This window comes from Floridaenema evergladense BLCC-F167 (genome assembly GCF_041929205.2).
Taxonomy (GTDB): domain Bacteria; phylum Cyanobacteriota; class Cyanobacteriia; order Cyanobacteriales; family Aerosakkonemataceae; genus Floridanema; species Floridanema evergladense.
The window spans coordinates 30,021-54,796 of sequence record NZ_CM171625.1 but is presented as its reverse complement, the minus strand read 5'-3'; the positions used below and the strand labels follow the sequence as shown (position 1 = coordinate 54,796).

General features: G+C 39.6%; 21 protein-coding genes. 9 read left to right on the top strand and 12 right to left on the bottom strand.

From position 1 onward, the window contains the following. Window positions 1–54: 54 nt before the first annotated feature. A complete protein-coding gene (gene rimO / locus ACE1CA_RS00280; protein WP_413276936.1) occupies window positions 55–1,392 on the bottom strand; it encodes a 30S ribosomal protein S12 methylthiotransferase RimO in 1,338 nt (445 codons plus the stop codon). A 488-nt stretch (window positions 1,393–1,880) separates the two neighbouring features. Continuing rightward, window positions 1,881–2,120, bottom strand: a complete 240-nt coding sequence (locus tag ACE1CA_RS00275; RefSeq protein ID WP_413276935.1) for a hypothetical protein — start codon at window positions 2,118–2,120, stop codon at window positions 1,881–1,883. 133 nt (window positions 2,121–2,253) lie between these two features. On the opposite strand from ACE1CA_RS00275, the gene ACE1CA_RS00270 reads away from it, so the two are divergent. Beyond that, window positions 2,254–3,069, top strand: coding sequence for a protein kinase domain-containing protein (locus ACE1CA_RS00270; RefSeq protein WP_413276934.1), 816 nt, complete (start codon window positions 2,254–2,256; stop codon window positions 3,067–3,069). A gap of 5 nt (window positions 3,070–3,074) precedes the next feature. After that, on the top strand, window positions 3,075–5,687 hold the full coding sequence (locus ACE1CA_RS00265; protein ID WP_413276933.1) for a protein kinase domain-containing protein: 2,613 nt from the start codon (window positions 3,075–3,077) through the stop codon (window positions 5,685–5,687). Between the two features lie 85 nt (window positions 5,688–5,772). On the opposite strand, the gene ACE1CA_RS00260 is transcribed toward ACE1CA_RS00265, so the two are convergent. Next, entirely contained in the window at window positions 5,773–6,120 is a 348-nt protein-coding gene (locus tag ACE1CA_RS00260; RefSeq protein WP_413276932.1) for an NfeD family protein, read from the bottom strand. Between the two features lie 130 nt (window positions 6,121–6,250). Beyond that, complete coding sequence (locus ACE1CA_RS00255; RefSeq protein WP_413276931.1) at window positions 6,251–7,213, bottom strand: XDD3 family exosortase-dependent surface protein; 963 nt, start codon at window positions 7,211–7,213, stop codon at window positions 6,251–6,253. Between the two features lie 214 nt (window positions 7,214–7,427). On the opposite strand from ACE1CA_RS00255, the gene ACE1CA_RS00250 reads away from it, so the two are divergent. Next, the gene (locus ACE1CA_RS00250; protein WP_486517597.1) at window positions 7,428–7,835 is read left to right on the top strand and encodes a hypothetical protein; all 408 of its coding nucleotides are present in this window, start codon (window positions 7,428–7,430) and stop codon (window positions 7,833–7,835) included. A gap of 23 nt (window positions 7,836–7,858) precedes the next feature. Then, a complete protein-coding gene (locus tag ACE1CA_RS00245) occupies window positions 7,859–9,730 on the top strand; it encodes a tetratricopeptide repeat protein (RefSeq protein ID WP_486517596.1) in 1,872 nt (623 codons plus the stop codon). Window positions 9,731–9,908: 178 nt separating this feature from the next. On the opposite strand, the gene ACE1CA_RS00240 is transcribed toward ACE1CA_RS00245, so the two are convergent. Further along, window positions 9,909–10,448 carry a glycine-rich domain-containing protein gene (locus ACE1CA_RS00240; RefSeq protein ID WP_413276929.1) on the bottom strand — a complete coding sequence of 180 codons (540 nt, stop codon included), beginning with the start codon at window positions 10,446–10,448 and terminating at the stop codon, window positions 9,909–9,911. Between the two features lie 209 nt (window positions 10,449–10,657). Between ACE1CA_RS00240 and ACE1CA_RS00235 the strand changes: the two genes are divergently transcribed. The 4 genes from ACE1CA_RS00235 (at window position 10,658) to btpA (ending at window position 16,044) form a co-directional block, all read left to right on the top strand. Continuing rightward, on the top strand, window positions 10,658–12,283 hold the full coding sequence (locus ACE1CA_RS00235; RefSeq protein WP_413276928.1) for an NB-ARC domain-containing protein: 1,626 nt from the start codon (window positions 10,658–10,660) through the stop codon (window positions 12,281–12,283). A gap of 334 nt (window positions 12,284–12,617) precedes the next feature. Beyond that, the gene (locus ACE1CA_RS00230; RefSeq protein ID WP_413276927.1) at window positions 12,618–13,721 is read left to right on the top strand and encodes a Gfo/Idh/MocA family protein; all 1,104 of its coding nucleotides are present in this window, start codon (window positions 12,618–12,620) and stop codon (window positions 13,719–13,721) included. Window positions 13,722–13,956: 235 nt separating this feature from the next. Beyond that, entirely contained in the window at window positions 13,957–15,072 is a 1,116-nt protein-coding gene (locus tag ACE1CA_RS00225; RefSeq protein ID WP_413279998.1) for an NAD-dependent epimerase/dehydratase family protein, read from the top strand. Window positions 15,073–15,192: 120 nt separating this feature from the next. Further along, window positions 15,193–16,044, top strand: coding sequence for a photosystem I biogenesis protein BtpA (btpA, locus tag ACE1CA_RS00220; RefSeq protein ID WP_413280071.1), 852 nt, complete (start codon window positions 15,193–15,195; stop codon window positions 16,042–16,044). A gap of 1 nt (window position 16,045) precedes the next feature. On the opposite strand, the gene ACE1CA_RS00215 is transcribed toward btpA, so the two are convergent. From ACE1CA_RS00215 to ACE1CA_RS00190, 6 genes are all read right to left on the bottom strand, one after another. Then, window positions 16,046–16,819, bottom strand: a complete 774-nt coding sequence (locus ACE1CA_RS00215; RefSeq protein WP_413279997.1) for an SGNH/GDSL hydrolase family protein — start codon at window positions 16,817–16,819, stop codon at window positions 16,046–16,048. A gap of 148 nt (window positions 16,820–16,967) precedes the next feature. Beyond that, complete coding sequence (locus tag ACE1CA_RS00210) at window positions 16,968–17,348, bottom strand: hypothetical protein (protein WP_413279996.1); 381 nt, start codon at window positions 17,346–17,348, stop codon at window positions 16,968–16,970. Between the two features lie 201 nt (window positions 17,349–17,549). Then, a complete protein-coding gene (locus ACE1CA_RS00205; protein WP_413279995.1) occupies window positions 17,550–18,530 on the bottom strand; it encodes an ATP-binding protein in 981 nt (326 codons plus the stop codon). Window positions 18,531–18,578: 48 nt separating this feature from the next. Next, window positions 18,579–19,814 (bottom strand): DUF445 domain-containing protein, encoded by a 1,236-nt coding sequence (locus tag ACE1CA_RS00200; RefSeq protein WP_413280070.1) that lies wholly within the window; start codon window positions 19,812–19,814, stop codon window positions 18,579–18,581. A gap of 92 nt (window positions 19,815–19,906) precedes the next feature. Then, complete coding sequence (gene ubiE / locus ACE1CA_RS00195) at window positions 19,907–20,605, bottom strand: bifunctional demethylmenaquinone methyltransferase/2-methoxy-6-polyprenyl-1,4-benzoquinol methylase UbiE (protein WP_413280069.1); 699 nt, start codon at window positions 20,603–20,605, stop codon at window positions 19,907–19,909. Window positions 20,606–20,607: 2 nt separating this feature from the next. Further along, entirely contained in the window at window positions 20,608–21,552 is a 945-nt protein-coding gene (locus ACE1CA_RS00190) for a response regulator (RefSeq protein ID WP_413279994.1), read from the bottom strand. A gap of 232 nt (window positions 21,553–21,784) precedes the next feature. Here ACE1CA_RS00190 and ACE1CA_RS00185 point away from each other — a divergent pair, with 232 nt between their 5' ends. Beyond that, entirely contained in the window at window positions 21,785–22,873 is a 1,089-nt protein-coding gene (locus ACE1CA_RS00185; RefSeq protein WP_413279993.1) for a RuBisCO accumulation factor 1, read from the top strand. Window positions 22,874–23,118: 245 nt separating this feature from the next. Here the strand turns inward: ACE1CA_RS00185 and ACE1CA_RS00180 are convergent, their stop codons facing one another. Continuing rightward, window positions 23,119–24,774 (bottom strand): glycosyltransferase family 39 protein, encoded by a 1,656-nt coding sequence (locus tag ACE1CA_RS00180; protein ID WP_413279992.1) that lies wholly within the window; start codon window positions 24,772–24,774, stop codon window positions 23,119–23,121. Between the last annotated feature and the right edge of the window lie 2 nt (window positions 24,775–24,776).

The following is a 24,776-nucleotide window of genomic DNA, read 5'->3' as shown; positions in this document are numbered from 1 at the left end:
AGAACTAATGGCTAGTTACCACTAGTCCTGATTGTTAGCCATTAGCTATAGCTATTAGCTAGTCCTGTATCCATAGAGGTCGTATATATCTGCGTCTGTAATTTTCACCGGGACAATAGAACCCAGTGCGGCGTTACCCGTGACGTAGACTAATCCATCGACTTCTGGCGAAAATCTAGGTGAGCGACCGATTAATTCCCCTGTTGCGGGGTTTTCCTGCTCAATTAATACATCTACTATTTTCCCGATTGATTGCTGATTCTTTTTCTGAGAAATCGGTTGTTGAATTCGCATCAGGATGTCCCGACGCTCATCCATCACAGATTGGGGTAATTGATTCGGCAAACTATACGCTGGGGTTCCTTCTTCTGGAGAGAAGGTGAATACACCTACATGATCGAACTCGTGGCGCTGAACAAATTGTACTAGGTGCTGGAAATGTTCCGACCTTTCTCCTGGAAACCCAACGATAAATGTTGTCCGTAAGATGGCCTGTGGCAGCGCCTCTTTAATTCTATCAATGATTGCGTCATTTACTCGCCCTTGCCAAGGACGATTCATGGCCCTCAAAACTTCGGGATGAGAATGTTGTAAGGGAAGGTCTAGATACGGTAAGACGTTTGGTGTTTCCTGAAAGGCTTTAATTACCTCTGGCGTTAATCCGGTAGGATAGGCGTAATGGACGCGAATCCAAGGTATTTCTACTTCTCCCAAAGCTCGCAGTAGTTCTGCTAACATTGGTTTTCCGTAAATGTCCAATCCGTAGTTAGTGGTAATTTGGGAAATCAGGATAATTTCTTTTACGCCTTCGGTAACTAGTCGCTTGGCTTCGGCGACGATCGATTCTATTGTACGCGATCGCTGCTCCCCTCTTAAATGGGGGATAATACAAAACGCGCAGCGGTAATCACACCCTTCGGCTATCCGCAAATATGCTACTGCTTCTGGTGTGGTGCGGTAACGGGGAATATTTTCATCAGCGATAAAAGTCGGCGCTTGGGAAATTTCGGTAACTTTTTCTCCTTGCTGTACTTGCTGAATTACATTGACAATCTTGTGATAATCACCAGTACCGACAACGGCTACTGCTTCCCCTGTTTGGTTTTCCTGTTTTTGGAATCCCGTAAGTAGCTCGTTTTGGAAGTGTTGCGCCATGCACCCGGTGATTACTACCTTTTTGCCAGTCTCCACCAATTCAGCAATGGTACGCACGGATTCTTCCCGTGCTGCTTGGATAAAGCTGCACGTATTAACAATCACGTAGTCTGCTAATTCTTCGTTGCTGTCAACTTGGTATCCTGCTTGTACTAACAGTCCCAGTATATGTTCGGTATCGATGCGGTTTTTTTCACATCCTAGATGAGTAATTGCAATCGTTGGCTGTTGGCCCATTGTGTAAGGCATTTAGCGAGTTGGGAAGGTTCGTTCGTTTGTCGCATAAGCATTCCGACTTTTGTTTTGGCAAACTCTGGTCTTTATGCTTGGGATGCGATCGACAACGGAGCGATAGGTCGTTCCTTTTCACAGGCTACTACAATGAGCAAGCTGATTCAGCCCACAGGCGCTCGGGCATACTTTTTGGAGTAGCCTGCGTCCTGCGCGATCGCATCTAGGTCAGTACTTGAATCGTAGCGCAAAATTAACATTCTCAACATATCTAAACAAAAAATTTTTTTCTGCTTTGATTAAACAAGGGCGTAAATCGCAGTAAATCAGAAATAAACCCAGTAAAAAAGATAAACTTTGATTACAAGAGCGTTAAAAACTTAAAATTATTTATTTAAATCGTTATCACTCTAAAATGCTCTGAAATAGCCGAAAATGTTTTGTAAATTTATTTTGAATTTTTCTCGAAATTAAGGTAATTTTTAAATCCTGAGCTACCAAATCCAGGTAAAAGGAGTTACGTTGGAAGAATTTTGCTCAATAGTATCCTCTTTCCTTTGTCCCCTTATCCCAGCATCCCCAAATACCCGCACCGCCGCGTCTTCCTTGGGACTGGTATTGTGAGAAATTCTATGCCACACTGTTTTATAGGTAGGTATATCGGCGTATTTAAGGCGATCGCTACCGGACAAATTTAACTCAGCTTGGGAAATTTTGTTACGTAAAATACACAAGCTGACTCAAAAATATGTTCATTAATCACCTCGCTTGTCAAAAACTAATTGTTAACAAATTAAGAGGAAAACAACTCAATTTATAAAGCTAAATTAATTACCGTAAATATATAAAAATGATTCAGTGATTGTGATGGTTAAAGCTGAAAATATAATTGGTGGACGTTACCAAATAGTTAAATTATTAGGCAAAGGCGGATTTGGCGAAACATATTTAGCCGAAGATCGGCATCTTCCTGGTTATCCTAAATGTGTGGTCAAGAAATTATTATTCCGTTATTGCGACAAGGCTAAACAATTATTTGAACGAGAGGCACAAGTACTTTACCGTTTGGGAGAACATCCCCAAATTCCCTTTCTATTTGCTTATTTTGAGGAAAAACAATACTTTTACTTAGTTCAGGAATTTATTGATGGATTAGAGCTAAATCAAATCATTCAAGAAGGGAAAAGCTTGCCAGAGACGCAAGTCATTTCCTTAATGCGAGAAGTTCTGGAAATTTTAGTATTTGTGCATCAAAATAAAATAGTTCATCGTGATATTAACCCTAAAAATATAATTCGTCGCCACAGCGATCGTAAATTAGTATTAATTGATTTTGGTGCAGTAAAAGATGTGTGTCAAGTTGACGCTCAAGGACAAACACAGCTAACTGTTGCTGTAGGTACTCCCGGATACATACCTGACGAACAAGCTAACGGTAAACCCAGACTTTGTAGCGATATTTATGCTCTAGGAATCATGGGAATTCAAATGCTTACAGGAGTCCATCCAATCAATTTTCAAGAAGATCCAAATACAGGGAGAATAATCTGGAGAAATCAAGCCAAAATTAGACCAGCATTAGCCAATATTTTAGACAAAATGGTACATAACGACTGCCGTCAACGCTACCTTTCGGCAGTAGAAGCTTTACAAGATATAGAAATTTTAGCAACTTCTGGATAGATGTAATGATTGGGGAACTTATTCGGGGGCGCTACTTTTTATACAAGGAATTAGGTAGGGGAGGATTTGGTGAAACTTTTCTTGCTAAAGATCAATGGCAACCTCAAACCTCGCCTTGTGTTGTGAAAAAAATCATGCTTCCTTCTAATGAACCAGAAGTTTTAGAGAAAGCAAGAATGCGATTTGAACGGGAAGCGGAAGCGTTGAAAAAGTTGGGTACACATCCACAAATTCCCCTATTATATGAGCACTTTGAAATAGATGAAGAATTCTATTTAGTCCAAGAGTATATTCAGGGAAATCCTTTAAAACAAGAAATTAAAGAGGGAGAATGTTGGAGTGAACTTCAAGTAATTAATTTGTTAAAAGAAGTACTAGAAATTTTGGAATTTGTCCATCAACAGGGAATTATTCATCGGGATGTCAATCCTAAAAATTTAATTAGACGTAAGTTAGATAATAAATTAGTATTAATTGATTTTGGTGCGGTTAAAGACAATTTAGGTGCATCACCTCGGAGTATAAAAAGTACTATGACGGTGGGTACTCCGGGTTATATGCCGAACGAACAAGCTGGTGGTAGTCCTAAATTATGCAGCGATATTTATGCTGTGGGAATGATAGGAATTCAAGCACTTACTGGATTACCAGTTCATCAATTAGAAGAAGATCCTGAGACATCAGAAATTCTCTGGAAGCAGCAGGTAAAAATTAGTAAAGCGCTAGAAGTTGTGTTAGAAAAAATGGTGCGTTCTTATTTTCGCGATCGCTACCAGTCAGCAACCGAAGCATTAACAGCTTTAAATAATGTACCAATTCCCAAATTAGAAGAGTTACCACCGCCAGTAAAACCGTCAGAGTTAACTAAAAAAACTACCTTACCACTACCACCAAACCCACCTGAATTAATTAAGAAATCCCCCTATCCACCATCAGAAAAACCGCAGCAACCTCCGAAAAATATTACTCCTAATTCCAGGTTAATGGGTAGATATGAAATTATTCGATCGTTGGGAAGTGGAATGTTTGGTAAAACTTATTTAGCAAGAGATGAGGATACAAAGAATAAACCGTTTTGTGTTGTTAAAAGATTTCAGCTGAAAAACACTGAAAAGCTAGTTTTGCAAACAGCGAGAGAGATATTTAAAACTCAAGTACAGAACTTATATAATCTAGGAAAAAACGACCAAATCCCCACACTTTTAAATCATTTTGAAGTTAATTACGAGTTTTATTTAATTTTAGAGTTTATTCCTGGCAATAGTTTAGCAAAAGAGTTAGTAGTTGGTCAAACTTTATTGATGGGAAAAGTTTATGAATTGTTGCGAGAAGTTTTGGAAGTTTTAGCAATTTTACATAAAGAAAATATAATTCATGGGAATCTGAGTAGTCAGCATTTATTGAGAAGAGAAACAGATGAGAAATTAGTTTTAATTGATTTTGGTATGATTAAACAGATTAATAGTATAACTAATTCTGCTCAATCTATCTGGGAAACGAGTAATTCGGGTTATGTTGCACCGGAACAAAAACAAGGAAATCATAAGTTAAGCAGCGATGTTTATGCTGTAGGAATGATGGGAATTCAAGGGTTAACGGGATTACCGTCGAGATTGATTCAGCAACAGATTAGTGATGGTAAAAATGAGTTTAATTGGCGCAATCTTTGGCAGGAAAAAGTTCCCGAAATTATTCCCGAAATGGCAGATGTTTTAGATAAAATGATATCTCCTGACTGGCAAAATCGTTATGAATCAGCAACAGAAGCATTAAGAGCTTGGAAAAAGTTATCAGATGGTTGGTTAGGAATAGGTAATACTTTATGTTTTAAGAAGAAGTTTGAGGAAGCGATCGCCTCCTACGAGCAAATTTTAAAAAAAATGCCAGAGTTTTATCGAGCTTGGCATCAAAAGGGAAAAGCGTTATTTAAATCGGGAAAATACCAGGAAGCGATCGCATCTTTTGAAGAAGCAATCAAAATTCATCCCAAGTACTATAACTCTTACTACGAAATCGGTAATGTATTAATGAAATTGAATCAGTATGAAGCAGCAATTAGTAACTATGAAAAGGCTATACAAACTAAGATAGATTTTGCCGAAGCTTGGTATGCTAAGGGGATGGCTTGGTATGCTTTAGAAAAGTATGAAATGGCGATAAAAGCTTACGAAACAGCCTTACAAATTCAGCCAGAATACTACGAAGCTAAATGTGGGATTGGTGATGCTCAAGCTAAATTACAACAATTTTCAGTAGCTTTAACAGCTTATGAAGATGCTACTAACATGAAAAAAGTTGGTTGTCACGAAGCTTGGTATGGAAAAGCGCAAGTATGGGAAAGTTTATCTAACTATGAAGCAGCACTTAAAGCCTATCAAAAAGCCACAGAAATGAAAGATAGATATCATGAAGCTTGGTATAGTAAAGGTAAAATCCTAGAACAATTAGCAGATTACGAAGCGGCAATTCGTGCTTATAAAAAAGCCATTCAAATTCAACCAAATTTTACCTTAGCAGTGGAAAGTTTAGGGCGTTTAGAAAATCGTAATACACCAAAATGGTTGAGATACTTTAACAAGTTTTCCAACCCTTTACGAAAAAACGATCCTGAAGTTTAAATGTTTGCTACAAATTGTAGAGACGTTGTATACAACGTCTTTTAATATACAAAGTCTCTACGATCTTTGTTAAGGTTAGCGCAAATTAAAGTGAATATGCTGGTACGACAAACAGAGTTAATTCATATCGCGCTTTTACTAAAACAATTTGACCAGCGATAATAGGAACATCGGCTTCCGATCGCGCTTTCCAAGAACTTCCCTGATAAAAAATTCGTCCTGAACCTCCAGCTGAAATATCAGTTTCCGCTAAACCTTCTATCGGTTCTTTAAGAAGGGAAAGTTTAATTTTTTGTACAGCAATAAGTTGATTATTATGGTCATATTTAAATTCTAAACGTTCATCATCGCGCAACCGACTGACATCAAAAACAATTGGTTCATGTTGCATAAAATTAGTTGCTAAAGCGCCTTTTCCAAATACTTTATTCATTGGTGAAATTTCTCCATAAAAAACAGAAATCTAAAGAAAAAACCAAATAAAATAGAGCTAAATTAGCAGCTATCTCATTTGGTTTACCCAAAGGAGATTGATTGGCATGAAAATGAACAGCAGTTGAATATTAGCTAACTTTGAACTGCTTACCTAAGCGGTTAGTGCCAAAAACTAAAGCCATGATTCCTAAACTTAAAATAGTAGATGGTTCAGGAACTTTTTCTGGTGCTTTGATTACTTTGGTAGTGCCTTTAATGGCGATCGCATCATTGTTACATTCCAAAATTAAAGTAGCAAGATAATCAGCTTGAGGAAGTAAGGATTTAGCAAACTTGAAACCAAAAGTTTGACTACCAACAGCAGGAAGAAAAGCTGGACTAAATCCCGCAGCACTTAGCTGAGAACTATTTAAAAGAGTAATGTCACCAATTTTAGTTCCCGAAGCAATAACGTTAGGAATTAATGTTTGTGGCAGATCCCAATCCCCAAGAGAAGTATAGGGAGAATAGTAGCGATCGTTCCAAGCTAATTCACCCGTTGCTGCATTTCTATTTGTGCGCGGAAGCACTCCGTTTATATTATGATTGTAAAAATTTGACCAACCACCGTTTTGTGCCACTACGCTGACAGCTTTTACATTGCTATAAACACCTGTCCTAGATACTTTTGAATCGTTACCAGCAGCGAAACGAATCCCAAATAAACTACTCGCATCATTAGCAGCTTTAAAGTTACCTAAACCGGAGAAATCAAATAATAAATCTCCCCAACCAATGTTGCCATTGCTAATAGGAAAGCCACTATCAAATGGGCCAGTATTCCTTCCAGCGATCGGTAAATTAGAATTAATTGCTACCCAAATACTGTCACTATCTACATCATCTTTAATTGCCATGCCATAAATTTCATAGATAGTACCACCCGCAATAATTCCACCACGACCATCTCCGGCAAGACTGTCATAATTGGGATCGCTAACATAATTCCAACCGTTGTGTAAAGTGCCAGCTGAAGCTACTTGTCCAGTAACAGAAATGAAACCGTAAGTGATAGCAGCAGCTACGAGATTTCTAACTTTTCCGTGATTCATGGGAGAAACTTTTCAACCTAAAAAGACTGAACAATAACTGACTCATGCTTCGACTGACCTGATATATTAGTCAGGCGTTACAATGGGGACATAAGTAATTTAGGCTCAATTTCTATGCACTTTGCCAAGAACTGAGCAATTACAGGATAATATTACGTAAGGTTGGATGTCAACATTTTTGCGTAGAAACTGAATAATTAATGAGAAACTAAGCATGGCGGTTACACTGAGAGCTTCTAAAGAAGGGTTGGAAATGGTCGATCGCGCCAGACGCAAACGCGGTTGGGCAAAAGCTGAGGCGGAATGGTGCAAGGTAGGGGAGATTGCACCAGCCAGCTTGAAACGGTTTTGGCGGGGAATGTTGATCAAAAGAGATACCTTCATTGCCATTTGTCAGGCAATAGGGATGGACTGGCAGGAAATTGCCGATTTGCAGGAGATCGACGAACAACCAGAGACTTCCAAACTTACGGAAATTACGCAAAAATTACTCACTAATACTCAGTCGCCAAAGACCATCTACCAAAATTTACCAGCCAGGGATTACAACACCTTTGTCGGTCGGCAAGCAGAATTGAAAAGGTTATTGGAACTGTTTCTTACGAACATTCAGCACATTTAATCAGTGTGGATGGGATTGGAGGTGTGGGTAAAACCACTTTAGTTTTAGAAGCAGCTTATCGATGTTTAACTGCTACTAATAGAGAAGATAATGCCGCAAATTTTCCAACTTTTGAGGCGATTATTTTCACCTCTGCCAAACAGAATTATTTAACTTCTGCTGGCCCTTTGCAACGATTAAAAAGGGATAGTCAATTACGGGATATTTGTCGGGCGATCGCAAATACTTTAGAACGACGCGATATCACCCATACTGATGCAAAAGACCAACTAGAATGCACTAGAGAATGTTTGTCACGACAGCGCACTTTACTCATAGTTGACAACTTAGAAACTATTGAAGATCGAGATAATGTATTGGCATTTTTGTACGACTTACCAGCTACAGTTAAAATCGTAATTACCACTCGCGATCGCGCTTTGTTTGTACCCATTCGATTAAATTCCTTACCAGAAACAGATAGCTTGCAATTAATCGAAAATCAAAGTTTAGAAAAAGGAGTAATTTTTTCCTCAGAAGAAGCTAAAGAACTTTACCAAGTAACTAGCGGTATTCCAGCAGTTATTGTTTATGCAATTGGTCAATTAGCTGCTGGTTATATCTTGAAAGATGTCAGCGCAAAAATTACCCAAGCTACAGGCGACGTGGCTCATTTTTGTTTCCAAAATTCAGTGACTCCCTTAATTGGAGAACCTGCTCATTTTGTATTAATGGCATTAGCGATGTTTTCCCAAGCTGCTACTAGAGAAGCGATCGCTTTTGTCGCTTTATCTAACGCCGATCCTATTGCCACAGCTGACGGTTTAGCAAGATTACAACAGTTATCTTTAGTTAGTCAAAGAGAAGGGCGTTATGATATGATTCCCCTGACTCGGAGATATGCGATCGCCCAAATTGCCGCCTATCCTGAATTTGAGAAAGAAGCTAGAGAACGTTGGATTGATTGGTATCAAAAATTTGCTCAAGAATGCAGTCGGGATTGGAAAGAATGGCACATTGAAAATGGAAATTTAGAGGCAGAATGGGAAAATTTGCAAGCTGTTTTGGAATGGTGCATTGTCCACAACAGATATTCAGATTTTCGGGAAATCTGGCCTCATATTAAAGGGTTTATTCATGTGCGTGGTTATTGGGACGATCGCTTAACTTGGAGTAATTGGCTAATTCAAGAAACCGAACAAAGATGCGATTGGTTAGCCGTCGCTGAAGCCATGTTAGAACGCAGTAAAACCCTATGTTTCATGGGTCAACCCCAACAGTTACAAGAAGCTGATTTACTGTTAACTAAAGCCTGGGAATTAGTGGGAAAGACTCAGCCAAATAAAGGAAATTCAAGTTTAAATTTTCCTCTAACTTTTGACTTGGGAATTAGTATTGCTGTATTGCGAATTCGGCAACGGAGATTTGCCGAAGCACAAGGATGGTTAGAACAGCAAAAGAAACTTTTAGAACAAGCAGAATCAGCCGAGAAAAAATATCCTAACTTTTGGATTCATATCTTCTATTACCAAGCAGAAATTTGTTACAAAACTGGGAATTACCTAGAAGCTAAATCTCTTTATCAACAAGCGCTTTCTTTAGCTGAATCAGTTTGGTGGTTGCGATCGATTATTTACACCCAACATTGGTTAGCTGATGTAGAAATTGCTTTAGGAGACTTAACAGCAGCCCGAAAACTATTAGAAGAAGGTCTTCCCATATCTCAACGCTACAAAGATCAACGTTGTACCGCTTGCTATTACAGTTCTTTAGCTAAACTAGAACAACTGTGTGGAAACTTACAAAAAGCTCGTGAATGGACAGAATTAGCCTTAAAAGGTTTCGATAATTTGGGGATGAAACCAGAAGTCGAAGAAATGCAGGAATTGTGGCAAACAATTAATCACTCAAGTTGATAGTGATTAATTCTTTCGGAGTTCCCCCCTTGAGTAAGGGGGGTTAGGGGGGATCTCAGGCTGTGATTACTAGGTTTAGATCCCCCCAACCCCCCTTATTAACAGGGGCTAAGAAACAGGCAGAATTGAGCAATAAATATTGTAGAGACGTTTCATGAAACGTCTCTACAGATATAGCCTAAACTACCTCATCGAAAGAGAAGTTAACATGAGGGCGTTGTTGCCTAGAATTACCTCTACGTAAAACGCAACCAGAAGGTTTTCCCGTAGCGCGACCTTGCAAAGTACAAGCTTTTCCACTAGCTATATTCTTGTTTAATTCATCAATATCAGTAGCAAAATGTTTTTGAAAAAGTAGTTTGGTTCGAGCAAAATCTTGCTGCCAATTTTGCCGATCGCCTTTCCCCCGCAAACCATAGTAAGGGAAATGATGAATAAACTCCCCGAACAACATTTGACAATCAGCAGCATACTTATCAGTATCTAAAATATGCTGATGCCAAACTTGGTCAATTTCTGCTGTCGGAACTATTGGTTGATTGGGATAAAGATAAATCAAAATCAGAAACATTAAGTAACGAGCGATCGCTTGCTTAGTCCTTACCTTCGTCCACCCTAAACCCTCATCCCGGTGCATTAACTTATAAGCAATTGGCCCTAAATCTAGGCTTTTTAGCTTTTGACGAAACTCCGTATGTTGGCCTGATAAAGATTTCACAGTTTTGCTCCTCTGTTTTGGTAGATTCAGATTTCATTAATTTCATTAATTTCACAATAAACCAGGATTTTTGTACTGTCAACATGAAATTTGTGAATTTTGTATGAAGAAGTTAAAGGTAACAGAGAAGAAATGCTAGTTTTGGCTTTCTCCTTGCTTTCTGACCTTCTCCGATATAATATTTTTATTGGGTATGAAATCACAAAAATATGCGTTCTGATGAATTCACGGAAAAGTGGCAGAGTTTGACTGCCAAACCCAGAAGCGTACTCATGCTGCTGCTGGAAGGGAAAAGCGATGAAGAGATTGCTACAACTATAGATGCAAAACTGCCGACAATTCGCAAGCATATCCAAATGTTATGCGATCGCTTTGAAATTCCCCGTGAAATTGACAGCATTAAACGCAATCGTCGCGAAGATTTAATTGCTCTGTTTGCCGAACACAAACCAGAGTTGGTCAGTCAAAGCATTGTCCCTAGCTGGGATAAACTCTCTCCTGTTAGCAAGCAACTCCCGAGTTCACAAAATTCACAAATTACTCAAGATTGGGGAAACGCACCAGATGTATCAGTTTTTTATGGTCGTCAAACCGAACTCGCTACCTTGAAAAAATGGATTATTGATAATTGCTGTCGCTTAGTGGCAATTTCCGGGATAGGAGGAATTGGCAAAACAGCGGTTGCTGCGAAGTTAGCGCAAGAAATACAGAACGAGTTCGAGTATCTAATTTGGCGATCGCTACGCAAACCGCGATCGCTCAAAGAACTGATTACTTCACTGATTCAATTCTTATCTGGACAACCAAAAGTAGATCTACCTAACGATGAAGATGAAATTATTTCGCAACTACTGGAATATTTAAAAAAATCCCGTTGTTTAATTATTTTAGATAGTTTAGAATTTATCTTAAAAACCAAAGAATTTGCCGGATTTTATCACGAAGAATATCAAAATTATAGCAAACTTTTTCAAAGAATCGGCACGGAACGACATGAAAGCTGTTTATTGATTACTAGTCGAGATAAACCCAGAGAAATTGCCTTACTTTCTGGGGAAACTGGTTTAGTTAGAGATTTAACTTTAGAGGGATTGCAACTAGAAGCCGCTAAGGAAATTTTACAAGAAAAAGGCTTATCTGGCGAAAAGTACTGGAATCAATTAATCAAGTATTATCAAGGAAATCCTTTAGCTCTGAAGATGATAGCTACTCGAATTAAAGACCTACTTCAGGGTAACGTAGAAGCATTTTTTAAACAAGGTTTATCCTTATTAACCCTTGATTTTGAAATATTTCTAGAGGAACAGTTCGCTCGATTATGGCCCTTGGAGTTAGCGATAATTTATCAACTGGCAATTGAAGATGAACCGATCGCAATTTCTTGGCTATTAGAACATACTTGGTTAAGCGAATCACCGGACGAATTACAAAACGCCATAGAATCTTTATTACGACGCTCATTAATCGAAACGACAAGCAATGGCTTAACCACTCAGCGAGTAGTTATGGAATATGTTAATAAGCGTTTAATTGCGGAAATTATCGACGAAATTAACCAAATAGAACAAAACAAAACTATTCAAGGTATCAAGATTCTCAAAACCTATAAACTGCAAAAACATCATCGATCGCAACAGCCAGAGGAAACAGCTACATCAACTATAATTTCAGCCTTGAAAAAGCGACTCGGTAAAAACGCAATTAATGAAAATGATTTTCGAGAACAACTACAGCAAATTCTGTCTATCCTGGCAACAGATTCCGGTTCAGAAGTAGAACATATTATTGAGAATATTAATTATTTAACTGCTCAGATATTGCTGACAAATAACTAAGCCTAAAAGTCTGAATTTTTTCTAAAGAAAATAGGTATCTTCCGCTTTTAAAGTAGACAATATCTTTAAGAATATTGATTATTTAGCTATTAATTTAAAGCTTCTGTAAAGATCTCTGAACAGGGCTTTCAATCCCTCCTCACCCTATGATAGAAAATAATCGATACATGACATTATAGTTATCCACAGATTCAGTTTACTTGGAGTTAGCCTCTTCACTCTGGAGACTTTGAGCGATGAGTCATAGAAGCTAATCGGGAATTGAAACTGATGCTGGAATCTCTAGGAAAAAACGGGCTGTAGATTTAATGTTTTAGATTTTGAGGACAAACAGATGACATTGAAAGTAGCCATTGCTGGTGCGGGTCACATTGCTGAAGTTCACGCCAGAGCCGTCCAAGCGCAGGGAGGTCAGATAGTAGCTGTAATTGAGAAGTTTGCCGAGCCAGCTGGTAGATTCGCGCAAAAGTTTTCGATCGCCAATCAGTACACCACTATAGAAGAAGCACTGACTAATGCGAAGTTCGATGCGTTGATTATTGGGACACCGAACTTCCTGCACGCACCGCAAGCGATCGCCGCACTCAACGCCAAAGTACCAGTGTTGGTGGAAAAGCCGATGGCGCTCAATGCGATCGAAGCCGAGCAGGTCTTGGAAGCAAGCTTAAGAACTAACGTAGTGCTAATGGTGGGACACTGTTGGCGCTTCGATGAAGAAACACAATGGCTGAAAAAGCGCACCAGTAAATTAGGCAGAATCATCCGTACCAAAGGATATGGCATACATACTCACTGGGGACCCGGAGGTTGGTTTACCCAGAAGGCGCTTTCTGGAGGCGGCGCGATCGCAGATATCGGGATTCATGCGATCGACACAGCACGCTTCTTGCTCGGAGATCCCCAACCCATCAGTGTATTTGCTCGTATGGGTACGTATTATCAAGACTCCGAGGTAGACGATACCGGAATCATCATCGTTAATTGGGATAATGGTACGACTTCCTACATCGAATCAGGCTGGCGACAACCATATAGCGATGGCCCACAATCCAGCACCCAACTCTATGGCACAAGAGGATTTGGTCAACTTTTTCCCACTCGGTTGTTGCTGCCTAACCTGAACCCAGAAAACAATCTGGTTAAATTGTTACCGTCACGCCTGAGATCCAAGCTCAAACTGAGGAGAAGCGAAGTAGTGGAAATTGAATCTGGATTTAAGTTTCCCCGTCAAGACCACTATCCGCAATCGATGTACGATCGCCAAATGGCACACTTTTTTGAGTGCATTCAAACCAACCGCACACCGAATCCAGGAGGAGCAGAAGGTTTAGTCAACATGAAAATAGTAGATGCAGCATATCAAAGTGCAACAACTGGGCAAGTAGTACAGTTGCATTCGCTGCCGAGTCTGACGCTCCCAGCAATGACAACCTATTGAGGAGATGGGGAGATGGGGAGATGGGGAGATGGGGAGATGGGGAGATGGGGAGATGGGGAGATGGGGAGATGGGGGGATAGGGGGATGGGGGGATGGGGGGATGGGGAAGTTTAACTCAAAACTCAAAACTCAAAACTCAAAACTCAAAACTCTCTAACTCTCCCCACCTCTTCTTCCCTGTTCCCTTTTTTAATGAATTAATGTTGAGTCATAAGTTACAAAGTGCAGGAAGATAATGCGAATTGGAATAGTTGGAGCCAGTGGATTTGTTGGCAATCGAGCAGTGGAAATGCTCAATGTCGAAGGAACTTCAGAAGTTCGCCCGATCGTACACTCTCAAAGTAGCGTAGAAAAACTAGCCCACCATAAATTAGATTGCCGGATTGCTAATTCCTTTAGCCAATCATCCTTAGAATCCGCCTTTAAAGGATGCGACGTGATTATTCAGTCGATTCTCGGCACCCCAGGGCTGATTAGGGGTACTGTTGAACCCACTTACAAAGCAGCCGAAAAAGTCGGAGTGCGCCGGATTATTTATCTCAGTTCGATGATCGTCCATACCTCGGCTCCCGCACCTGGGACAACTGAAATTACTCCACCAATTACAAATCAACCTAACTTTCCCACGCATATTGCCAAAATCGATGCAGAACGCACGCTATTACGATTGCACCAAACCGGATCGGTTGAGGTGGTGATTTTTCGACCGGGGATCGTGTTTGGGCCTCGATCGCGTTGGGTGACAGAATTAGCCGATCAGCTAATTCAGGGTAGGGCTTATTTGATTAATGAAGGTAAAGGGATCTGCAATAGCGTCTATATTGATAACCTAATTCATGCAATGCGGTTAGCTATGACGGCAAAAGAGGCAGATGGGGAGGCATTTTTCGCAGGCGATCGCGAACGGGTAACTTGGTTAGATTTTTACCGTCCCTTTGCCGAAGTTTTTGGGGTCGATCCAACTCAGCTGCCATCACCTCCAGTTCCACAATTCACCCATAGTCGGAAAAAGCAATTGATCGGTTCGATCCGCGAATCAGTATTTGTGCAAAAAACTTTAGCCGCGATCCCAGAGGATTTTAAACAAAAGTTGAAGCGGTCAAAACCTAAATCAGCGCAGCCAGCACCAGCACCAGAGCCAGCCCCAGTAGTCCCAGCCGTGATTCCCAAGGGAGAACCAGTGGTGACAGAGATGATGTCAATCCTACAACAGTCTGATTATAAATTACCCTTTACTAAGGCAGAGAAACTATTGGGCTATGAACCTATTGTTTCTTTCTCCGAAGGCTGCCATCGTTCGGTTGAATGGCTTGCCGGGATCGATCGCTTTAAGCCTTTCCTGAAAAAATAGGATTACCACAAGCCTGGTAAAATAGGTTAGATAAATCAAGAGTCAGTAGTCAGATAAAATTTATTGACTAGTGACCAACTACCAGGACGCATTAACGAGTCCGAAAAAAGCAAAAATAACGTGGACTTGAAGCAAATTTTTAGGACACCAAATCCGATTATTGGAGTAGTTCATCTATTGCCACTACCCACTTCCCCCCGCTGGGGAGGCAATTTAAAAGCAGTGATCGATCGCGCCGAACAAGAAGCCACAGCCTTGGCATCTGGCGGTGTCGATGGGATTATGGTGGAAAATTTCTTCGATGCGCCTTTCACCAACAGCCAAGTAGATCCAGCGGTAGTCAGCGCCATGACTTTAGTTGTCGATCGCGTGATGAACTTGGTGACATTACCAGTGGGAATCAACGTTTTGCGGAATGATGCTCATAGTGCGCTGGCGATCGCCAGTTGCGTCAAAGCTCAGTTCATCCGCGTCAACGTCCTTACAGGCGTAATGGCTACCGATCAAGGATTAATCGAAGGACAAGCGCATCAACTACTAAGATATCGCCGAGAATTAGGCAGCGATATCAAAATTTTGGCAGATGTATTAGTTAAACACGCCAGACCTTTAGGTTCGCCCAATCTCACTACAGCAGTACAAGATACGATCGAACGAGGTTTAGCTGATGCAGTAATTTTATCTGGTTGGGCTACGGGTAGTCCTCCCAGTTTGGAAGACTTAGAGTTAGCTAAAGCCGCAGCCAGCGACACACCAGTATTTATCGGTAGTGGTGCGAGTTGGGAAAATATTTCTACTTTGATGCAAGCCGCCGATGGCGTAATAGTTTCCAGTTCTCTAAAACGTCACGGAAAACGCGAACAAGCTGTCGATCCCATTCGAGTCAGTCAATTTGTGGAAGCTGTGCGACACACCGTTTCTGGGAAACTTCAACCCCACCCAATATCGTCAATAAAACTGCATTCTCCTTGAGTTAGACAGACTGCGACTGCACCTGATTATAAGAGAGCGGTTGCAGTGCTTTTTCAATTGCAGTTTCCGCCAGTGCAGTCATTATTTGATACCCTTTAGAGTTAGGATGTAATCCATCATCTGCTAACTCTGCTTTTAACATTTCCTGCGGATCTAGCATTTGGCTGTAATAGTTGAGATAAATGTGATTATGCTCCAGACAGTAACGCTGTAACCAATCGTTGAGAGTGCGGATTTTAGTAGGTAGATGGTTTTGCGATCGCGCGATCGAGCCATAATCGTGAATGGGTAGAACAGAAGCAAAGATAACTTGAATTTGGTTAGCTTGAGCGAGTTCTGCCATTGAAGCATAATTATCCTCAATCATCGACAATGTAACCAAACCTGTGTTACCCGCAATATCATTTATTCCAGCTAAAATTATTACCACTTTTGGTTTCAGACTAATCACATCAGCACGAAAACGAACTAGCATTTGCGGCGTAGTTTGTCCAGCAATCCCACGATTAATATAAGGTTTGTCAGGAAAATAGTTACCTAAATCCCAAAATTCAGTAATCGAATCCCCAAAAAATACGATTCGATTTTCATTATTTTTTGCAGGCGAAAGTAAGGCGTTAGCTTGGTGATAATATTTTAATTGTGCCCAATCAGTTAATCGATCGCTCAGTTTGGCAAGTTTTTCTTGGGGAAGCACAGACAAAGCTGGAGAAATCAAGTGGAATAAAATCCATTCTTTGATGACAACAATTGCAATCCGAAAAGCAAGTTTCATGGTTTCAATAATGTTTATCTTAATATTTACACATTATTCGTCTAAAAATAGCTTTTTGTTGCAAAAATACCTTGCTGGCAATTTAGCAAGGTACAGAAAGGCTTGGTTTTCATTCAATTAATTTCCCAGCGATTGTGGTTTGTCAAAACTATTGATTAAGTTGATTCTGTGGCGAATTGTTGGGATTGGTGAGCCTATTATCTCTTATCCCGCCATTCACTCCAGGATAAAGCGGCGTTCCCGCTGGGTTAATGTTGTTGTTGTTTCTATCAATAGTGATTTGAGTGCCATTAGGATAGTAGTAAGTTGTAGAGCCATCTGAACGAGGAACTGCAACATTAGGAGAAATAACTCCAGAGTTAGGCGTAGAAATCATTCCATTTCCATAAACACGGGTTCCGTATGGATAATTAAGCCAATTTCCAGAACCATATTGTCGATTTGATGAGTTGCTTGTTTGAGCCTTGACATTTGCGGCACTCAAACCACTAATCGCTACTAATACTAAAATTAACCATTGGTATTTCATAACTGCACCTGTTGATAGTTAATACCTAATTAAGATCTTAGTAGTTCCAGTTCAAATATTTTATCTGTCTATTTGTCTATTCCTATTTGCTGGTGTTTGCCTGGAGTTATTTATTGAGGTGATAAAAACGAAATGATATTTAGTGGCGATCGCTACAGCTAGAATTAACAACCTCAGTAATTATAGATAGATAACTTTTATTCACGGATAAATAATAGTAAAAGTAGTTCCTCTTCCGGGCGTGGAATTAGTAGTAATCAACCCTCCTACTTTATTCAATTCTGTACGAATTATGTCCATCCCAAATCCTAAGCCAGCCCTTAAATCTCGCTCATTTTTGGTAGTAAAATCTGGATGGTAGAGGAGTTCGTACAGATCTGCTTGAGAAATAGTTTGAGATTGAGAAATTGTAATTAAACCCTTTTCAATTGCTTTGGTTTTCACTCGATCGATATCAATTCCAGCGCCATCATCAGAAAATGCGATCGCCGTCTGATTACCTTGGTAAAAAATACGAATCTTAATTTGACCCACTGGAGATTTACCTGCTGCTTGCCGTACTTCTGGTAATTCTATTCCATGAGCAATAGCATTATTAATTAAATGAGTCAGTAACCTGCGGAAATGTTTCAGAAAATATTCAGAAATTAGGTTTTCTCCCCCCTCAATTGTAACTTCTGCTTGCTTACCATACTCAGCAGCAGCTTCTTTTACTGCACTATATAGAGGAAAGATTTGGGCTATTTCTATAAAAGGTACATGAGGATTGATTAATAGTTTTAGCTGTTGCTTAATAGATTCAAAAACAAGTTCAATTTTTAAAACAATTTGATTAGAAACTTCTTCCCTCAGTCCAAATGTTGAATCTAGTTCGTTTACCAACAAATATAAAGCATCAAAAATTTGCATAAATAATGATTCTAATTGTTGGTCAAATTTGACCGGACGATCTCTGACGATTTCCAGATATTTTCCTAACTTATAGGCGGTTTTTTCAATGCTTTTGATATTTAGCACTTCTGCTCCAACTTTGAGTGACGCGACAGCACGCAGTATTTGATTTAGCGATTCCGCGTCTTTCGCCACTTGCAAATTTAGCAACCCTTTTTCAATTACATAAAGGTGGTCTTTGGCATTTTCGATAAACTCTTTGATGAATTCTTGTCGATCGTCTGACTGCATAGTAAACTTTAATCCTGCAAAACTTTAAGTGATGTACAGAATTTTACACTATTGTTGAATAAACAAAATTACTGTTTGAATCGAACCAACAATAAAACCTAAAATTCCGCCTAAATTGACGATCGCTTGCAATTCATTCCTCACAATTCCTTGAATTGCTAACTCTAAATCTTTCGGAGAAGTTGCTTGCACTCGTTGAATAATTACTTGGTCAATATTTAAAATCGGAATAATTTGTTCCACAATATTTTCTAAATCTCGCTCTAAGTAACGTTCTAAAACTAAAGCTAATTCCTTACTTACAACTGTCAAAGAAGAATTAACAACTGGAGAATTCCTTAATCTATTTAAAATAATATGAGTAGTACCTTCCCAGTTTATGGAATCACTTAAACCTTCCATTAATTCTACACCACGTTCTTGCACGTAACTGCGAATACTTTCGCGCATAGTTTTACGTAGTTGACGCACTGTAGAAATCGGGAGATTTTGCAAAGATATATTTTGTAACCATTCTTGCAACCGCTGTCTAACTGCAAAAGATTGAGTTAATTCAGATAAACGCTGATTTGCTTCTTCTTTTTCATCAAGACAATAAGTTCGTAAACGACTTAAAGTGTTTCTTAAACCGAATAAATTGGCAACTACCCAATAGGTTCCGCTAGTTTCACCACGAAACTTTTCATCCATTAGTTGAATGTTGCGATCGGTCAAAAAATCAATTATCGCCACCCGCAATACTTCGGGAGGCAAAACCACTTGTAAAAGCCAATCCGCTAATTGATTTGCTTGTTGTTCGCTGAGTTGAAATTCTAATAAAATTTGGTCAAATATTTGATTTAATTGGGGTTCTAAAAAATCTTCCCGACGCGCTAAAACTTTTAACAATCTGGGTAAAGATTGACCTAGTAAATCGCGGAGGATTCCCGCAATTACTTTAACAGTTTTATCTTCTTTATCTGCTGATTGCAATTGATCTAAGGCTAACCGCAACAGCCAGAGAATTACTCCTTGAACTCGTTCCGTTTCTAACAGACGACGCGCCAAATTTTGTAATTCTTCGGGTGTTAATAGTGACCCCATAATAGTATCAGAAACTCGCCTTGCCAAGCGTTCCTGATTGGCAGGAATTAACCCTGGTGTAAAAGGTAGCCTTTGTTTACCTATATACTTAGCTTTATAGGGACGAAACAGCATTTTAATGGCTATATCGTTGGTGAAATAGCCAATAATTGCACCAAGAATGGGAGGACTAATATAAAGCCAGAAATTAGAGAGATTCAAGTTAGTGGTAATTGGTAGTTGGTAGTTGGTAGTTGGTAGTTGGTGCAAACTCTGAGTTTTGACTGACTAGCCAACACCCTATTACTTTTATTCTATTTTGTAATTCGTAAAACACCCATTGTCCCACCAGCTATCTGATAATGAGTAGCAGTGGTAAATCCGGCTTGTTGAGCTAGGTTTACTTGCTGTTGACCTTGGGGAAATTTGTCTAAACTAGGGCTAATATAAGCGTATTCTTCTGTTAAACCGAAGTGTTCAGCAGCAGTGACTACGACATTTTTAAGATACCACTGCTGGAAGTTTTGCATTACGGGATTATAAGGACGATGAAAGTCGAGAATTGCGGCAGTTGCTCCGGGTTTGAGAATGCGGTACAATTCGCGCAGACAACCGGGAATGTCAGTAACGTTACGCAATCCATAACCCATTGTGGCGCAGTCAAAATAATTGTCGGGAAAGGGAAGTTGGAGAACGTCTGCTTCTACCCAGTCGATCGCCAATGGTGGATAATGATTTTGCACCCGTTGTTTGGCTATAGCTAACAATCCCGCAGAAAAGTCTACGCCAAACACTTGACCAGTATTTCCCACCTGACGCGCTAAAATTTGACTGAGATCGCCACTTCCACAACACAAGTCTATACAAGTGTCGCTAGTTTTCGCTTGACTCCATTTCACTGTCATCAGTTTCCAAACTCGATGTTGTCCCAGACTTAACCAATCGTTGAGATTGTCGTAAACTGGAGCAATATTGTTAAAAATGGTTTGAATTTCACTGGCGCGATCGGTCATCATTAAGCAGCTTTGGTACTGGTGAGAACTAGTGCAACTTGTTGAGCAGAAAGATGAATTAGTTTAATTTCATCTTCTCGCAATTGGCAAGGATTTTTCCATTGCAGGGATAACACTGCCATTACTCGATCTCGGTAAATAATCGGCACTATAATATGTGCTTGAATCCCAGATGCTGCGTAATGACTGACTTCTGACAAGTTAGCATCTGCGGGGACGTTTACCGATCCTTGTAATTGCTTGTTTGCGATCGCATCTTTCGCCAATGGATCTTCTGCTAACCAATTGTCGATCGGACTATCCGCACTGTAAATACCTTGAGCCGAATTTAAAGAATTGTTTTCTACTAGTTGCAAAATACAACCATCTGCGGCAAAATTTTCCCCAAAAGCTTGAGCGATCGGTTGTAAAGATTCCTCTACCTTGGTCGCTGATTGGGCTACTTGGACTATAGTAGAAAGCAACGCCATTTGTGCATTCGCACGGCGCAATTCTTCAGTTCGCTGTTTTAGTAATTCGTAAGTCTCAGTAGCACGTTGCACTACTCCTTTGAGTTCTAAGGGGTCCCAAGGTTTAGTGATATACTTATATACCTGTCCAGAATTGATGGCATCTACTAAGTCTTCTATATCAGTAAATCCAGTGAGAATAATTCTTACAGTGTCGGGGAATTGCGGTACAGTTTTACTCAAGAATTCTGTCCCTTTCATTTCTGGCATTCTTTGATCGGAGATAATAACGGCGACTTCGCCTTCAGTTGCTAATACCTCCAATGCCTGAATCCCGCTTTCTGCTTTGAGAACTTGAAAATCTCGTCGGAAGGTACGATAAAGCAAATCTAAATTATCTGGTTCATCGTCTACAACCAACATTTTGGCTTTTTTACGTCTCTCTGAACTCATAAGTTGACGAATTATGCTCTCTAGTTCTGGAATGGTATTTTCCATAAGACTTGAATCTAATTTTGGCAGTTAATGTAAAATTCGCGATCGCATATCTCTGAATCGTAACAATTTTTGCAGTTAAACTAAGCGATCGTTCCAGAGAATTCAGAATTTTTAATTAACTTGCTCTGTTGTAAACTGGAGTTTTAGCAATTAGAGGTGAGTTTAGGAGATAATCTCATTACAGTAGAAGAATTAACTACAAAACCCGCCCCTACATTTACCATTTGTTATTATGACTGATTTCTCTTCAAATACTCCCAATCCTAACTCCCAACCAACTGATGTCGATGTGGATGGTTTACTGCTGAGTCTCCGCCGCAAGGAAGGTTCTTGGGTGGAGTGGGGACAAGCTTGCCAAAGTCTGCAAAAAGCAGGTTTAAGTTCCCAAAAAATTTTTGAGGAAACAGGTTTTGAGCCAATTCACCAAAATCAGGTGATTGTAGCGGCTCAAGTATACATTAGCATGGTAAATGCAGGTGTGTCGGAAGAGGTGCGATCGCATTTCGAGAAAACCGGAAGCGACTCTTTGTACGAGTTTCGCATCCTCACCCAACCGGAAAGAGCAGCAGCAGCTACGTTCATGTTAGCTCATGGGTTGAATTCTGAAGATGCCAAAGAAGTAGCGAAGGCGATGAAGGATTTTTCCCGCTTAAGAGTTCCGCCTACTGGGTTTAGCAATCATGCTGGTGATGCGATAGCTTATCATTATTGGAGGTTAGCACGTCAACAGTCGGATTTACAAGAGCGATCGCGTTTAATTGCTAAAGGTTTAAGATTTGCTCAAACTGATGCGGCGAGACAACAAGTAGAAAAGTTGCTAATTGATTTTAGCGTTACTCCCAAACGTCCGGCTCCGATTTTACCTTTTTACAGGTTGGAAATCGAGGAACAAATGCCTCGCTTGTTACCTATTGTCGGGAAAATGCCTCTGTCGGTGGCGGATTTAAAAGCGGTGCCTTTGGTTGAGGAAATCGGCCCTTTCCGCATGGTACAATTTTCCGGTCAAGGTGCTTGGGTGGCTGTTCCCGGTTGGCAAGTTTTGTTGAAGGCGGAAGATCCTGTGGCGCTTTTGTGCGATCGATCTTTGCTTCCTAATCAGGATTCTAGCTACAAGGAAGAGGTTTTGGTGGTGATCGATCGAAGTCAACGAGAATGGGACGATAGCAGTTATTTCGCTTTCGCACAAGGGGAAGTTTTACAATTTCAATGGTTTGAAGAGTCGCCAGAAGAATCTTTACTCGGTAAGCTGATTCTTATTTTGAATCCTAAGCGCATTTTAGATGAGGATTTGACTAAGGATGTTTGGCAAATTGATGAGTAGTTATTTGTTATTTTGTCTTTAGACTTCTGATAAATGTTCCTTTAGTACGCAGATGAACACAGATAGTATATGTTAAGTTATCTGTTTTTGCCTGAGTTCTTTTTTTAGTACGCAGATGAATGCAGATGAACGCAGATGAACGCAGATGGTATATGTAAGTTGTCTGTTTTTGTCTGAGTTCTCAAATATCCTCAAAAGCTGATTTATACTCCCTCCGCATTTTCCAAGACATAATTCAGCATTTATTAATTACACTTGTACTTTTGATATGGTACGCCGATTCGGTAATAAGCAGATGAATTTTTGGTACAGTTAGTTTGTGAGGAAATGGCTAATTTTTCTGGGTAGTTGTCTCTTTTTAATCCAGGTGCAACTACCCATAAGTTTAAGGGAAGTTTTGACGATTTGGGTAATTTAGTGAGACTTTCCCAAACTGTTTTATAAGCGGAAGTTGCTGATAAAAAGGCGAATTTTGGACAAGTTTCGCTGTTATTTTGACAAAGTTTTGGCTGGAATTTGTCGATTCCTAATGCAAAACTTAGTCCTAATGCTATATCTTGCGTGTCTTTATATGCCATTACTACCATTACCGGAATCGATCGTTCTTGCAGCATATTCTTTGCTACTCTTTGCGGATTATAAGGTTTTTCAAAGGCTAATCCGTTGACTACGAAAATAGAACTAATTAATCCGGCTAATATTAGGTAAGTTATGGTCGATCGCTTTTTTTCCCCATCTCTCACCACTAAACTACCAGCTAATAATGCACAAAAACTCGGATAATATACAAAATTATAACGGGGTGCAATCGTAATATCTTTACCTAAAATGTAAATAATAACGAAGAATTCTAACAACACAAATATTGTAAAGCTTCCTAATGTTAAAGTCGCTAAATGTGTCTGTGGATTTCGCCAAAGTTGTTTGATTCCTTGAACTACTTGCCATCCTAACCAAATCCCAAAAATTAACATTAATATTCCCAGTGGAATGGCAACCCAAAGCGATTGACTTTCTACTGGCAAAATTATTACCATTAATAGCCAACCTAGCAAAGTTTGAGCTAAAGGAATAATATGTTGTGGTTGCGATATCCAGTCAGTTTCAGGACGGTTAGAATGTCCTAAAAATATTGGTAGCCAAGGCAAAAAAAGTAGGAAAGGTAAGAGAGAAAAACTAGCAGAAATTAATAAATACTTGGCTTTTGGTTTGGCTTGATAAAGTAATACTAAAATTGTGGCGATTTCCGCAAGGATGACTAAAATAAAAAAGTAGTGAACGTAAAGACCAATACTGTTAATTATTACCCAATTTAACCAAACTAATAACCGTCTTTTTTGCTGAAAAATGTCTTGTTGAATTTGAATTAACGTGATTAATGAAAGGGTAATCAAAAATAGTGGTAATGTGTAATGTCTTGCTTCTTGGGAAAGGTAAACTGCGAAGGGAGAAACCGCCATTACAGCTGCACCAACTAAACCCGCAGATTTGCTAAAAGCGATGCGATTGAGGTAATATATGGATACGATCGCACCCACACCAAACAACGCCGGAAGCGATCGCAAAACCCACACTAAACTATGTTTAACTGGACTATTTAAAGCCGTCTCTACCCAAGCGTGCATTAAACAAAAAAACACAGGTGGATGGGTAGAATATTTAATAATATTTTGCGCTATTGCTGGACAATTAGTACCAGGATTTAATGTGAAAATTTCCCGAAAACTCTTTAAGGGTAACAAAACATCTAAAGGAATATTTTCGTAGGTTTTTCCCAGGCTAAATAAAGCGGTAATTACTTCATCTAGCCATAATGGTTTTAGTTCTAAATCCCAAAATCTTAAACTTGTTCCTACAATGAGGACGATCGCTAAAATGAGATAATGTCGAGAAAATTTCATTC